7 protein-coding genes and 1 pseudogene are annotated in these 15,344 nt (G+C 68.1%); 4 read left to right on the forward strand and 4 right to left on the reverse strand.

Features of this window, described 5'->3' with window-relative positions:
- Positions 1 to 88 precede the first annotated feature (88 nt).
- Entirely contained in the window at positions 89 to 6,016 is a 5,928-nt protein-coding gene (locus tag ACH34T_RS02080) for a toxin TcdB middle/N-terminal domain-containing protein (RefSeq protein ID WP_395990179.1), read from the forward strand.
- A gap of 210 nt (positions 6,017 to 6,226) precedes the next feature.
- Complete coding sequence (locus tag ACH34T_RS02085) at positions 6,227 to 6,520, forward strand: transposase (protein WP_395990353.1); 294 nt, start codon at positions 6,227 to 6,229, stop codon at positions 6,518 to 6,520.
- On the opposite strand, the pseudogene ACH34T_RS02090 reads toward ACH34T_RS02085, so the two are convergent.
- Positions 6,487 to 7,275: pseudogene (locus tag ACH34T_RS02090) on the reverse strand (IS5 family transposase); the annotation flags it as partial. The gene ACH34T_RS02085 and the pseudogene ACH34T_RS02090 sit on opposite strands and share 34 nt — an antisense overlap.
- 95 nt (positions 7,276 to 7,370) lie before the next feature.
- Entirely contained in the window at positions 7,371 to 7,622 is a 252-nt protein-coding gene (locus tag ACH34T_RS02095) for a hypothetical protein (protein ID WP_395990180.1), read from the reverse strand.
- 251 nt (positions 7,623 to 7,873) lie between these two features.
- Here ACH34T_RS02095 and ACH34T_RS02100 point away from each other — a divergent pair, with 251 nt between their 5' ends.
- Positions 7,874 to 11,764, forward strand: coding sequence for an NB-ARC domain-containing protein (locus ACH34T_RS02100; protein ID WP_395990181.1), 3,891 nt, complete (start codon positions 7,874 to 7,876; stop codon positions 11,762 to 11,764).
- Positions 11,765 to 11,801: 37 nt separating this feature from the next.
- On the opposite strand, the gene ACH34T_RS02105 is transcribed toward ACH34T_RS02100, so the two are convergent.
- Both ACH34T_RS02105 and ACH34T_RS02110 read right to left on the reverse strand, forming a co-directional pair.
- Positions 11,802 to 12,248: a hypothetical protein gene (locus ACH34T_RS02105; RefSeq protein WP_395990182.1), complete on the reverse strand. Its 447-nt coding sequence runs from the start codon at positions 12,246 to 12,248 to the stop codon at positions 11,802 to 11,804.
- Between the two features lie 682 nt (positions 12,249 to 12,930).
- Entirely contained in the window at positions 12,931 to 13,530 is a 600-nt protein-coding gene (locus tag ACH34T_RS02110; protein ID WP_395990183.1) for a hypothetical protein, read from the reverse strand.
- Positions 13,531 to 14,336: 806 nt separating this feature from the next.
- On the opposite strand from ACH34T_RS02110, the gene ACH34T_RS02115 reads away from it, so the two are divergent.
- A complete protein-coding gene (locus ACH34T_RS02115; protein ID WP_395990184.1) occupies positions 14,337 to 15,125 on the forward strand; it encodes a hypothetical protein in 789 nt (262 codons plus the stop codon).
- The last annotated feature ends 219 nt before the right edge of the window (positions 15,126 to 15,344 follow it).

Genomic DNA, 15,344 nt, shown 5'->3' on the forward strand with positions numbered 1-15,344 from the left:
CCCGCGTGGCCTGGCGCGCGGCCTCACGCCCACTCCCCGGCGATGGCGCCGCACCCGATGCCCGACGCTCGCGAAGGGGGATATGAGCATGGAGCAGTCAGGAGTCGCCCCCGAGATCGTGCCGCTGCCGCACGGCGGCGGCGCCGTCCGGGGCATCGGCGACACGTTCTCACCCGACCTGCACACCGGCACCGGAAGCTATCGCATCCCACTGTGGTTTCCCCGTGGGCCGGGGGGCTTCCAGCCGGAGATGGGGCTGGTCTACTCCAGCGGCGCGGGCAACGGGCCGTACGGCATGGGCTGGCACCTTCCCGTCCTCACCATCCAGCGGCGTACCGATCGACGGCTGCCGAGATACGACGGCACAGACACCCTCCTCATCGACGGGGAAGAACTGGTCCCGGTCGACGAGGGAGGATACCGGGCCCGCCGGGAGGAGCAGTTCCGCCGAGTGACCGGCGCCGATGACGGGTTCGAGGTACGTGACCGGGGCGGACGCCGCTTCCTGCTTGGTACGGGCGAGGCTGCCCGGGTCGAGCACGTGGACGGCACGGGCATCCGGCGCACGCTGGCCTGGCTGGTCGAGCGGGCCGCCGACCGGAACGGCAACACCGTCGACTACTCCTACCGGCGCGACGGCGGGCGACTGTACCTCAGCGAGGTCCAGTACGGCCCGTACCGGATCGCATTCGGTTACGAGCCCCGGCCGGACGCCGTCACCGACCGCCGGAGCGGCTTCGACCTGACCACGGCGCTGCGGCTGCGGAGGGTGGAGTACCGGCTCATCGGCGAGGCGGAGCCGTTCCGGACATACGGCTTCTCCTACCACGAGTGCCCGCACACCCGGATCTCGCTGCTCACCGAGGTGATCTGCACCGGGCAGCGGGACGGGGAGACCGCCGCGCTGCCGACGCTGCGTCTCGGCTACACCCCCTACCGACCGGGGCGCCGCTACCAGGCGCTGCGCTCGGCCACCGGCGCGCCGCCGCCGTTCGGGCTGGACGATGCAGGCATGAGCCTGGTCGACCTGGACGCCGGCGGGCTGCCCGGCGTGATTCAGCTCACCGGGCTGATCCACCGCTACTGGCCCAACATCGGCGGTGGCTTCGGCCCGCCGCGGACGCTGCACCGGGTGCCTGCCCCGCTGACCCTCGGTGATCCGGCGGTGGGGTTCGCGGACATGGACGGCAACGGCACCGCTGATCTGCTGCTGCTGGGCGACTCCCCCCTCGGATACGTCGAGAACGCCCCCGGGAAAGGGCTGACCCGGCGGACCCGCTGGCGGCGGCCGCCCGCCTTCTCCCCCGCAGACCCGGACCTGCGTCTGCTCGACCTGACCGGCGACGGCCTGGTCGATGCCATGCGCACCGGGCAGCGGCTGCTGTACCTCTACCGCAACCTCGGCGCTGACGGCTGGGATCGGCCGGCAGCGATCCCCCGCGTCCACGATCTGGACCGCTTCCCCGACGTGTTCTTCAGCGATCCCCGGGTGAAGCTCGCCGATCTCACCGGGGACGGGCTCACCGACATCGCGTGGGTGCACGGCGGCCGGATCGACTATTGGCCGCACTACGGGAACGGCCGCTTCGGCAGGCGGGTCGCGCTCGGGCTGACACCCGCGCTCGGCCGCGAATTCGATCCGAGGCGGCTGCTGCTCATGGACGTAAACGGCGACGGCCTCGCCGACGTGGTCCATGTCGGCGCGGACCGCGTGCTGGTGTGGGCGAACCGCGGCGGCCAGGAGCTCGTGCTCGCGGCCGACATCCGGCACACACCGCCGCCGCGGGACTCCAGCGTGCAGGCCGCCGACCTGCTGGGCACCGGCACCGCCGGCCTGGTGTGGTCGGAGCCCGCAACCCATCGGGCCGATGGCAACTACCGCTACCTCGACCTCACCGGCGGGATCCGCCCGTACCTGCTCGCCTCCATCGACGACGGCACCGGCCTGGTCACCGAGGTGGAGTACCGGCCCTCCACCGAACACATGCGGCAGGCGGCGGCGAACGGCACCCCCTGGGCGACGGCGCTGCCGTTCCCGGTGCAGACCGTCACCCGGATCACCCAGCGCGACTCGGTGTCAGGCACGACGGTGACCCGGCGGATCCGCTACTTCGACGGCCTGTTCGACGGCCGCCGCCGGGAGTTCCGCGGCTTCGGACGGGTCGAGGTGCTCGATGATGGCGGCCCGGGCGCCCCATCGGCGCGTACCACATCCTGGTTCCACCAAGGCATACCAGGTGTCACACCAGGCGCGGACCAGGAGGAACGCGATGCGCTCACCGGCAAGCTGGCCCGGCTGGAGGTGACCGGTCCAGACGGCGGCGCCTCGGCCGAACCGCCGTTCCGGGTGGAGGAGAACAGCTACGCCGTGCGGAACTTGTGCACCGGTACCGACGGGCGGCAGGTGCTGTTCCCACACCTTGCCGAGTCGGTCGTGCACGTCGTGGAGCGCGGAACCACACCGCTCATCGACACCACCACGCTCGAGTACAACCAGCTCGGCAACGTCGTCGCCAAGCACGAGCGGTGGGACGCGGGAGACGCCGTGCAGGAGCTGGTCACCACCATGCGGTACACCGAGGACACCACCAGGTGGATCCTCAATCTCCCGGTCGAGCTGCGCCACGCCGACACGACCGGCCGCCTGCTCGGCTTGCGGCGGTTCTACTACGACGGCGCCCCGTTCCAAGGGCTGCCGCTCGGCCGGGTCGAGCTCGGCAACCTCACCCGCCGCGAAGACCTCGTGATCACCGACGACGTGGTCACCGCGGTGTACGGAACCGATGCGCCGGACTACCCGGCGCTCGGTTACCACCGCATGGACACCGGGGGCGGCGTGGCAGGGTGGGGCGTGGACGGCCTCGCCGACGGACACGACGGACATGGCAATCCGCACCGGCGCAAGGATCCACTCGGCCACCTCGGCACGATCACCCACGACCCGCACGGCATCTTCCCCGCACAGGTCACCGATCCGCTCGGGCACGTCCATACCGTCGAGTACGACCTGCGCGCCGGTGAGGTCCGCGCGGTCGGCGACGCGAACGGCGCGGTCACCGGGTACCGCTACGATCCGGTCGGTCGGCTGATCGCCACCATTAAGCCGGGAGACAGCGACGCCCTGCCGACCAGTGCCTTCGAGTACCTCGACGGCGCCCTGCCGCTCGGCGTACGCACCCGCCTGCGCAGCATCGGCGGGCAGCCGGACACGCTGGACGCGGTCGAATACTTCGACGGCTTCGGCCGAACCGTGCAGCGGCGCAGCGCGGCCGAGGGTGGGCAGGTGCTGGTCGACAGCCACCGGACCTATGACGCGCGCGGTCTGGAGGCCGAACGCACGATCCCGTTCTTCTCCACCGGGTTCGGATACCTGGCCGGTGAAGGTGCCGCGCTGCCCGGCCACTACCGGTTCGGCTACGACGCGGTCGGCCGGGTGGTCGAGACGATCACACCCGATGGGCGGCCCTCCCGGATCAGGTACGAAGCGGGACGGATCACGCGGTACGACGTCAGCGACACCGACGCCAGCCCGGCCAACGTGGCACGCGGCCACTTCGACACCCCGCGGGTGGATCATGTCGACGCCCGTGGCAGGCTGCTCGCGGTCGAGGAACGGCTGTCTTCGTCGTCCGCGCTGGTCACCCGGTACGGCTACGACCCGATGGGACGGCTGACGAGCATCACCGACGCGCGCGGCGTGCTCCTCGCCGAGTACACGCACGACCTCATGGGACGGAAGCTGCGGGTCGACCATGTGGACGCGGGCGTGCGGCGGGCTGCTCACAACGCCCGCGGCGACCTCGTCCTACTCGTCGACGCGGCGGGCCGGGCGGTGGAGCTGGACTACGACGCGGTTGGCCGGCAGCTGCGAACCACCGTCGAGGGAACGGTCACCGAGACGTTCAACTACGACAGCGGCACCGGACAGAACCTGATCGGGCGACTCGCGGAGGTCACCGACCCAGCGGGCGCCACCCGATACAGCTACACCGCCCGCGGCCTGGTCACCGAGAAGACGCGGAAGACCGCGGCGCTCGGCGGCCCGACCTCGTTCACCGTGGTCTACGGCTACGACGCGCTGGAGCGGATGACCGCGGTCACCCACCCCGGCGGCAGCCCGGTCAACTACGAGTACAACGAGCGTGGTCTGCTGGCCAGGGTGCCGGGATTCGTCGATCATGTCCGATACAACGCGCTCGGACAGCCGACGGAGCTGCGGTATGCCAACGGGACGGTGTCTTCGTTCGACTACGACCCGGCCACGTTCTTCCTCAACGAGGCGCGGATAACCGGGCCGACCCCGCCCGCCCCGGCGCAGCCGTACTACGAGATGAACTACAGCTACGACGCGGTCGGCAACCCGCTGTCGATCAGCGACGGGATCACCGCCGCAGGGCATCCCAGGTTCGACCGGGTGTGCGAGTACGACGCGCTGTACCGGCTCACGGGCGTGACCGGCTCTGCCGACGGCACGCCGTTCCGGCACTCATATTCCTACGACGACGCGGGCAACTTCCGCCGCAACGACGAGCTCGGGCCGGATGAGCTCACCCTGGAGCCGGGCACCAACCAGCTGCGCGGCATGACCGCCGACGGGGCAGAGACGCCGCTCTTCGAACACGACGCCAACGGAAACCTGACCTCTTCGCCCGATCTCGCGCTCACGTTCGACCCGCGGGGCCGACTGGTGCGCGCGGTCAGGCCGGACGGCACCGTGGTGGAGTACGCCTACGACCACGCCGGGATGCGGGTACGCAAGCGGGTCACGCCAACCGGCGGCCAGACCACCGAGACGCTGTACGTCGACGGGCGCTATGAGGTGCGCGACGGGCAGGCGACCCGGTTCATCACCAGCGGCGACACCCCGCTCGCCGCAGTCGGGCCCGACGGGACCCGGTTCCTGCACCACGACGCTCTCGGGCATCTCGTCCTCGTCACCGGGCCGGCGGGGGAGGTCCTGCTGCGGCTCGGTCATCACGCGTTCGGCACGCCCGCGTTCGTGGCGGGGACCTCGGACATCCCCTACCAGTTCCTCGGCAACGAACTGGACGAGACCGGGCTGATCTACTGCCGGGCGCGCTACTACCACCCGGGTCTGGGTCGGTTCGTGTCGCCCGATCTGTTCGTCCTGCTCAATCCGGAACAGATGCTCGGGCTGCCGTCCGCGCTGAACCCGTACGCCTACGCCTCCAACAACCCGATCCGTCAGGCCGACCCGGAAGGCGCGTGGTGGAAGTGGGTCGTCGGGGGCCTCATCATTGCGGCTCTGGTCGTCGCGACGATCGTCGTCGGGGTGGCGACCGGAGGTGCCGGCTTCGCCTTCGGGATCCTGCTCGCGGCGAGCATCGGCTCGGCGCTTGGCGCCGGTGTGGGCAGCTACGCCGCATGGCGGGGCGGAGGCGATCTCGCCGACGGCTTCCTGGTCGGTGCGCTGGTCGGCGCGGGGGCGGGCGCGGGCGGTTACGCTCTCGGGGCGGCGGTCGGTGCCGCCGGTATCAGTGGAGCCTGGGGGGCGATCTTGTCCGGGGCGGTGCAGGGCGCGGTCGTGGGCGCCGGGAACGGTGCGATCGTCGGCTACGCCGGTGGCGCGGGGACCGTACAGGATGTCCTCGTCGCGATGGCCGTCGGCTTCGCGATCGGCGCCGTGCTCGGCGGGATCGCGGGCTACCTGCGTTACAGCATGCCGGATGTGAAGCGCGCGATCGTCGACAGGGCGGGCGAGATGCCCGTACAGCAGGTCGACCCGGTGACCGGTCAGCCCGTGACCGGCGTGACCGGCCAGCCGGTCACGGTAGACGTACCGATCCCGGGGCCGGCCCGTCCCTTCTGGCAGAGCGTCGCGCAGACCCTGGCGAGCTGGACGCAACAGGCCCTGCAGGCGACCGCGCATCCAATGATCTTCGCCAGCTTCGGCGCCAGCACCCAGGCGGCGGTCTGGCACGACTGGGACATGATCAAGGTATGGCAGATCGACACCTTCGGTGGAGATGAGGAGACGGTCATCGTCGGCAGTTGACCCTTCTTCGCCGACCGCTCCGGCCCACGCCGATTTCCGCGCAGCGCCGATTGAGAGCTTGCGGATCCTGTTGAGCCGGGCCGGTGGGCGGGCCTGCCAGAGCACCGGCTTGAGCTGCCCCGGGTTTGGTGAAGTCCTTGATGTGCCCCGGCTTTGGTGGTGTCGGGTTGCTGGAATCCTCGTGCTGTTGATCACGAGGAGAGGCAGCGGATGCCCCGTAGTTATCCCCCCGAGTTCCGCCGCAAGGTGTTGGATCTGGTGAAGTCCGGCCAGCCGGTCAGGCAGATCGCTGCGGATCTGGGCATCCACCGCGAGGCGCTGCGCACCTGGGTCCGGCAGGCCGAGGCCGATACCGGCAAGCGGCCCGAGCAGCTCACCTCGGCTGAGCGTGACGAGCTCAAGCGGCTGCGCAAGGAGAACTCCGAGCTCAAACGGGCCAACGAGATCCTCAAGGCCGCCAGCGCGTTTTTCGCCGCCGAGCTCGGCCAGCCCCGGACGAAGTAGTCGCGGTGATCGATCATCTTCGCGACTGCTTCGGGGTCGAGCCGGTCTGCCGGGTCCTGGACCTGTGCCCGGGCACCTACTACGGCCGCAGACGCCGCCCGCCTTCGGTCCGTGCCCGCCGTGACGCCGGTGCAGGCGATGCCGCGGCGGCGCAGGTGAGCGCGGATCGCCCGGGAGGAGTAGGCCTTGTCGGCTCGGACCCGGTCCGGCCGGGTGCGTGGACGACCTCGTCCTGGCCGGGCGACACCGATGGCGGCCATCACCGCCTCGAACTGTGGGGCATCTGCGCGTTGCCCGGCCGTCACCACCAGCGACAATGGCCGCTGACCCTGCTCACAGGCCAGATGCACCTTGGTCGACAACCCGCCACGGGAGCGGCCCATCGCGTGATCGTCTGGCTCGGTGCCCGCACCTGCGGGTGGCTCGCGCTGCAGATGCGCCCGCACGAGCGTGGAATCCACGTTCACCTCCCAGCAGATCAGCCCGGACGCGTCCGCCCGGGCCTGCAGCCCGGCCAGGATCCGCGCCCAGACGCCAGCGCGCTGCCAGCGGCGAAACAGCGCGTAGATCGCCTGCCAGGAGCCGTAGCACTCCGGCACGTCCCGCGAGGGCGTCCCGGTCCGCACCCGCCAGCGGATGCCGTCGATGAGCCGGCGTTTGATCCACTTCGACGGGCGACCCGGCCGGGTGGGCACCGGCAGCAGTGGCTCCAGGAGCGCCCACTGTTCATCGGTCAGGTCGAACCGCCTCGTCACCGCTAGGGTGGCCACGAGGTCTCCGGAACTCAGGGTCTTCTTGGTCGATGACTCCTGTACCGGAAACCTCACTGTGTCGGGCGCTGGCACGCCGCTCATCCCACTTTGAGACACGCCCCAGGTGTGTCTCGAAGTAGGTGGAGCCATTCGTTGATGACGGTGATCTCAAGGACCGCCTGGTAGCGGACGCAGAGCTTGTATCTGGTGGCCATGGCCCGGTGCCGCTTGAGTCGGTTGATGCCGTACTCGACGGCGCGGCGGCCGCGGTAGTCGATCGGGTCGAAGGCCGGTGGGCGGCCGCCACGACTACCTCGGCGCTGCCGGTGGCCGGCCTGGTCGGCCGGCACCGGGATCGTGGCTGCGATACCGAGGCCGCGCAGGTGAGCGCGGATAGCCCGCGAGGTGGCCCTACCGGCCCGAACCCGATCCGACCGGGCCTTGGGACGGCTCCATCCCGGCCGGGCGACCCTGATGCCAGCCATCACCGCCGCGAACTGCGGGGCGTCTGCGCGCTGCCCGGCCGTCACCACCAGCGACAACGGCCGCTGGCCCTGCTCACAGGCGGCGGTGGGCGATCGGGTTGCTTGTTCTAGTCACGGTGGTTTCCATCGTTGTGGGCATCCCGGTCAACAAGGTGACGGACCTCGTGCCGGAGCGTCTTGACGACGATGTTTGGCTCTGGCTGGGCCTACTTGTCGGGTGCTGCCTGCTGGTGGGCGTCGGGGTCGTGTGGCTGGAAAGGCACCAGCGGCGGCCGGCCGAGTTGTTCGATGTGCCCGAGCAGCAATCCTGGGTGCCGCGTGAGGAATTCGATCAGGCGGTTCGAGCGGTGGGCCTGTCGCCAGGGGCCACGGTGGCGCTCACGACCGGGCTGCACGGAGCCGGTGGTTTTGGTAAGACGACGCTGGCCAGGCAGGTCTGCCAGCATCCGAGAGTTCGCAGACGCTTCCCGGGCGGGGTCATCTGGGTGACCGTGGGCCGGGACCGCTCCAGCAACGCATTGGCCGAGGTGATCGGTGCCACGGTGGTCCGGTTGGGGGGTACCGCGCTTCCCACCTCTGACCTGGAGCAGGCCGGGCTGTACTTGTCGCAGGTCCTGGCGGAGCGTGGCCCGTGCCTGCTGGTCGTTGATGACGTGTGGACCGACACCCAGCTCAGGCCGTTTCTCCACGGCGCGCCACGGTGCACCCGGTTGGTCACCACTCGTAATCCGAAGATGCTGCCACGGAGCGCGGCATCCGTTGAAGTCGATCAGATGGAGCGGCCCAGCGCCCTCGACCTCCTTACCCAGGGCCTTCCTGCCTTCCGTCCTGGGTTCGAGCGGGATCTGCTGAGGCTCACTGGTCGGTGGCCGTTGCTGCTGTCGCTTGTGAACGGTGCTCTGACGGACCGTACGGCACGGGGTGTCGAGTTGTCCGAAGCCACCACCGACGTGATCGCCCGGCTGCGTGCCGTCGGACCTGCCGCACTGGACGTGGCCGACGCCACCAGCCGGGACAGGATGGTACGTGCCCACCGTCGAATACAGCCTCGACCCGCTCGGTCCGTCCATGACCGCTATCTGGAGCTTGGGATCTTCGCCGAGGACTTGGCCGTGCCGGTCGGCGTGGTGGCTGCGCTGTGGTCGGAAAGCGGCGGGCTCACCGAGCAGGAGACCGCCGACCTGTGTGCCCTGCTCGCCGACCGTTCTCTGCTGCGGTTTCATCGCCCGGCCGGTAAGCCGCACGACGTCGTCGAACTGCACGACGTCTTGCGCGATTACGCGCGATCGGAACTGGGAGGTCGGCTCGCCGCAGGGCACCGCGCCCTGGTGGAGGGAGCCCGTTGCGGGTCCTGGTGGGAACTGCCGGACGAACCCGACTATTTGCTGCGCCAACTGCCCGCCCATCTGGCCGCGGCGGGATTGGATGTTGAGCTGAATCGCCTGGTCACCGACGTGCGCTGGCTCAACGTCAAGACCACCAAGTTCGGGCCGGTCGCCGCGGAGGGCGATCTACGACTGGCCCGTACCCCACTGGCGAGGAACATGGCCCAGGCGATCTCGCAGATCGCTCACCTCTTGGAGCCTGCCGAACCTGCGGTCATCACGTCCACACTGCTGGCCCGCCTGGTTCCGGAGACGACCCGTGTGGACGAGTGGGACATCCCTCTGCTGACATGTCGCTGGCCCCTACCAGATCCACCTGACCCTCGGCTGCTACGAGGACTGGGACGGCATGGTCAGTACGTGACTGGCGTGGCCCTGTCTCCCGATGGCACCTGGCTGGCAACCGCATCCCGCGGTGGCACCGTGCAGATGTGGGGTACCGACGGGCAGTATCGCGGCACCATCGGCTGGGACGTCGGTCCGGAGGTCGTGGTCGGTGTGCGCATCGGACCCGGTGGCGACTGGGTCCTCACCGCCGACCGGTTCGGCGATGTCGCGCTGTGGGACGTGGACGGCGTCCTACTCGGCGTCCTGACGACGGGCCGTACCGGTGGGGCTCAATCGGTGGCGGTATCCCCCGACGGTGCGTGGCTGGCGACCGTCGATCCGGTCGGAGGCGTCCAGCGTTGGCAGTCGAACGGCACGTCGCTCGGGCCACTCCTCGGCCCGACGACCGGAGTAATCGGTGCTGCGATCGCCCCGGACGGGCAGTGGCTGATCACCGTCGACGCCGCAGGGACGGCACGCCGATGGGGCTGTGACGGGCGCCCGCAGGAGGTGATGCGGCAAGGCATCGGAGACGGAGCCAATGCGGGCTATGAGGCATGCCGCATACACGATGACACGAAGTATCGGCGGGGGCGGCTGGGCCAGCGACTGACGATGCTGAACCGGACCCAGGGAATCGGTGCGACGGCCTGGTGCGCGGCGCTCACCGGATGGTGGCCAAAACGTATGGCGCCCGCGTCCTTCGCCGCGGGGTGGGCCAGAGCAGACGGCGAGCGGAGACGCGATGAGCAGTTCCTGGTCGAGGGGATCAGCGCTGTCGCAATCAACGCGGACGCCACCCTGGTGGCTGTACGCATCGACCTTCAACGCATTACCCTCCTCAACGCCGACGGCACGGTGCGCGCCGTGCTGGACGACGCTCATGCCAGAGGGTCGGCCGTGATGTTCGCCCCCTCCCGCACCCCCATTCCCGACAGCGGCTTCAAAAACCCTGAGGACTACGGGCAACCCGCTCCCGACATTGAGGAATACCAGCATAGCGAACCACACCTTGCCTTCGTCCGCTTCCCCTCAGGCCAGACCGACGAGGAACTTCACGTCGACAGCGGACGAGGCGTCGCCATTTACGACCTTCTGGGAAACAAGAAGGGATATGTCGAAGAACTGTCCTCGACGCGACTAGGCATCGTTGCAGTGGCACCCGACAGTGATGTGCTGGCCCTGGGGGTACAGAACAGTGCCCTGCTCATGCGGAGGTCAACGCCGGCCTCAGGCTTTCCAACCCCGTGGACCAGCGGCGTCCTGTCAGCCAGACTCTCACCGGACGGGTCAAAGCTTTACTGTGCCTACAGCGACGACGACTTCACCGCGGTCATACGCGATCTCGATGACCCGGCTCAAGAGAGTCCGTGCGCGTGGAGTTTGTCCACCGCTTTCTCCTCGGACGGTTTCTGCCTGATGACCTCCCATCGCGACAGGGTCGAACTGTGGTCGGCCGACGGCACCACCATCATCCAGGACTGTGAAGCAATTGAAGCCACAAACGGCACATTGTTCGCCGTACGGAACGTCGGCAACCAGCCATCGAGCTTTTCCCTATTGAACACCGATGGCACAATCCAGGCTGAGATCGGCACCCGCAACGAAGACGAAAAACTCCAGATCGCACCCGATGGTACCTGGCTGACGACCACAACACAGAGCGGCGAGGTCCGCCTGTGGCTTCCTACCGGTGAGCGGCGAGCGACCATTCAACTGCCGCAGAGTGACGAGCCCCCGGACGTGGCGATCGCGCCCGATGGCCAGTGGCTGGTGGCCCGCAGCGGCGACCATGTCGCGGTATACGACAGGGACGGGAACATTCGCTCTGGCCACGACTCCGATGTGGACAACATCGTCATCGCTCCCGGTAGCGAATGGTTCGCCGCCAGTTATGGTCACAGCAGAACGGCCCTCTACGACAACGAGGGCAAGTTCAGGAAGACCCTCCTAGGAACAAACCCCGTGATCGCGCCGAACAGCGCGTGGCTGGCGACCTACAACCAGCACCGAGCCACGGTATACCTGTGGAGCAACGACGGCGTCCTCCGGCACCAACTGGAAGGCCCGCACGAATGGGCTACCAAAGGCATCGCGATCGCACCGTCCAGCGACTTGCTGGCGCTGGCGGGCGCGCAAGGTGACCTGACCGTCCTGGACGCCGGGTCCGGCCAGTTCCTCACCGGCATCCGACTCGACACCTACGCGACATCACTCGATTGGTTCCCCGATGGCAGCGGTCTGTATGGAAACAGCCCGCGCGGATTGTACGCGTTCACCCTCCACCAGCCCTGAGGCCCCCCCGCGCCCTGCAACTCGGGCGCCGGAATCTTCATCCACCGGCGTAACCCACGCCCGACCATCCGATCAGAAAGGCGGCTCGTCCGAAGTGCTCGCCCACGGATTGGCCGCCTTGGGGAGTGCCGCCTCCGGCAGCGGCAGGTTGGTCACCACGTAGAGGTTCAGGATGTCGTCCCGATCCATGAACATGATCTGGCTCCGTTTGCTCGCATCCAGGGCGTTGCCGAGCCAGTTGCGGGCTGCCTTGGTGATCGTGCCGCCTGCCACGATAAACGCGTGGTCGACGATTCGTCTCCGGGTCGGAGATCTCGTGCGCCAGCATCATCAGCGCCTGGTTGTGGATCTCGGCGACGTTGCTGCTGCCTGTCTTCGTCTGACCGGCCGCGTCGATCTTGCCCTTCTTGGCCTGGATGCCGAAGTAGAGGACGTGCTGGGTGGGCAGCGTGTAGCGCATCCAGATGTCCTTGCCGTACTCCAAGGCTTTGTCCTTGTGGCCGGCGGCGGTGATGCGGTGGTAGCCGAGCTGGGCGGAAGAGGGGAAGCAGCACCTCCTCGATCAACTCGTCTTCACTGCAGGCATCGAGATATGCAGCCAAGCGGTTGCGTCGCTCAACTTCCGCCTGGTTGAACGGGCGGTGGGGGTTGACCTGCGGAATCGTCGCCAACCCTGTCCCCAGGTGCCGCACGTAGCAGTGGCGGTCCTGCCCGTAGAACACCTCGAAGCCCTCGCGGTTCAGCACCTCGTTCAGCTGGGCCAGCGCGTTCTTCCGATTGACCCCTTCGCTGAGCGCGTCGGCGGGGTTCATCAACAGGTCGATCAAGCGGCAGAAGATCTCTAGCGGATGGGTCGGGCCGTCGTGGGGTTCCGCGAGCAACTCGGCGAGTCGGTCAGCCACCCAGCCGTGCCTCGTGCTTCCGTCGTGAACGAAGTCAAGGTCGAGCTCCTGAAAGAACTCCGTGATGTAACTGCTCGACCGGTACGGGAAGAAGGCAGGCTTCTCGCCCGGACCAGGGGTGACGACTCCCGGGTTGCCGACAACCAGTTCCGCCAGGGCGTTCAGGTTCCGCGGCCGAAACTTCATGCCGTCATCGTGCCAGGACCGGCTGACACCCAAGCCACGATGACAACGATCACCTCATCCAGCATGCCCTGTGCTCGTCTAGCTCTTCGCTGGCCACAGCTCCCATCGGTTCGCCCGTCCACGCCTAACCTCGGCATCGGGGAACTGCTTTTGCAGCTCGGTCAGTCGGGCCGTGATCTCAGGGATCGGCAACCCCGACGGGATGACAGCCAGGGTTTCCGGCATGGGGGGCGGCGGCGCCGGTGGTGGCTCGTTGCGCTGCTTGTTCTCCTCGGCGGCTGCGGTGAGCATCTCCCGCACCCGTTGTATCCGCTTGGCCCACCCCGGCCAGGCCGGGCACGGGCCGTCGTACGGCGGCGTCACCCGGCCGTGCTTGAACATCGGCGTGGTGCACTCGCTGCACATCTGCTCGGCGGCAAGCTCGGGAACCGCCAGCAGATCGTCGAGTTTGCGTTGCGCCATGCCGATCTTGACGCGCAGCTCTGAGCGCTCTTTCCGGTCCTTGGAGGCCTTGTGGGTGGCCTGCAGGTCGGGGAGCTGTTTCCGTAGGTCCCGAACCGAGAACTCCCGGTCGTACTTGTAGTGAAAGAGCATGACCTCGCGCCGCTCGCGCGGCAGCCGGCCGTTCTTGTCGATGACCTCCTCTGGGTCACCGACGTCGGTCTCAAGGCACGTCACGAGCTTGTGGGCACGCTCGATCTGGGCCTCAAGTTCGGCTATGTCCTTCTGGCGCTTCTAGCGGCGCTGCGGTTCGGTCATTTCCCGCTTGAGCTGCTTGTGGCGTTTGGTGGCGGACGCCGTCCAGCGGGGCATCCTCGCGGATCCACGGGCTCTTGGGATGGTCGCGGTACCAGTCGGCGCGGTCTTTGTGATGCTGAAATTCGGGGTGGTTGGTGCGTTCACAGAAACCGTCCCGGGAGAGTTCAGGCATTTGCACGAGCTACCATTCAGCCGCGCGACTCGATTGATTGTCTCGTAGATCACCGCCACGAAGCGATGGTTGGGGCGAGAAGCCGCTGTCAGTGGGTCCTGAATTCCGCGATCCTGTGGGATCTGAATATTGATCTGTTCGGGTGCGCCTCGTTCCTGTCTCTCATCGAGTTGAGCTCGTAAGACTCGGTTTGTGGGGCTGAGGGTGGGGAATTGCCGCCGCTGTGGGGCGGGGCGGGGTTGAGCTCTGTCGCTGTATCCGTTCTGACGTCTGCCCTGAGAAATGGGAAGTGTGGCCGGGTGATCGGACATGGCCAGTCGGGACTACGTGTGGCAGATGAGGCCCGTTGCGAGGGTGAGGACGGGGTGAAGAGAAATCACACCAGGCGCTGATGCCAGATCACGCTGGGGACCGATGTGGGCCGGTCCTCGGAGCGACATGATCCATGGAGGTCCCCGCCCGCTATCGCTCAAGGAACTTTATGTCAGCTCAAGCAGCCCGGATGCGCGCTGGTGTTCCCGGTCGCACCCTTGCGGTGCTCACCGTCCTCGCGGTGGCGCTGGCCGTCGCCTTCGTCGTCGCCCCCCGCTTCCTGGCGGGCGTCGGGCCGGGCAGCGGCTTCGCCGGTGAGCGCGACCTCGTCGAAGCTCTCCGGACGTCATTCACCGGATACTGGAGTTCTGGCGACCGGGATCTGTCCCCGAGCCTGGAAAGGGTCGTCGACTACTGGTTCCGTTATCACCTGGCCAAAGCCGCGATCGCCGCACTCTTGCTGATCGTGCTCGTCGCGCTCGGCATTCGTGTCTGGAAGGCATTCGTGAGGGCCGACGGTCTCGGGACGGGAAAGAGCGTCGCATTGGCCTCGACCGGCGTTCTCGTCACAATGCTCGCGCTGTTCTCGCTGGTGGCGGTGATGGCCAACCTCCAGGGCGTGGTCGCCCCTTACTCCTCGCTGCTGCCGATGTTGACAGCGGGCGCGACCGACGCCCAGCTCACCGGCACGCTCGATCAGATCCGGCGGCAACTGGCCGACTCCCCGGGCACGGACGGTCACACCGCACCCGCCCTGCAATTGATGATTGACGACTTCGCCCGCTACCACGTGGCCATGGCCGTGATCGCCGCGATCGTGGCGGCCGTCCTCAGCGTCCTCAGCGCGGTCTTGTGGAGGTGGTTCGCGCGGACGGAGCCGTCAGGCAGGCGGACCAGGCGAGTCTTGGGATCGTTCGGCGTCCTCTCAGCCCTGCTTTCACTGGCCGGGATCGTCGTCGCCGTGGCGAACACCACCACCGCGGCCGACCCGGCACCGGCACTCCTGGCCTTCTTCCAAAACGGATGGTGAATCCCCGGCCCGCGCTGGTTCCAGCGACTCTGGCCTCGCCCTCTATGCGCGCCGCCGCTCAACGCCAAGCCGACGCCGCCGCCGGGTCGCCGACTGCCCCGAGATTTCGTTCCCATGGGGCGGTCACGAAGGTGGTTGACCACCTTCGTGACCGCATCGTCCCGGGGGCGGCCGGGCTCGGCGGCGAAACGTGCTGGCGGCCCTCACGAGCTGTCCTGC

Source organism: Actinomadura sp. 9N215 (assembly GCF_044326345.1).
Lineage (GTDB): Bacteria > Actinomycetota > Actinomycetes > Streptosporangiales > Streptosporangiaceae > Spirillospora.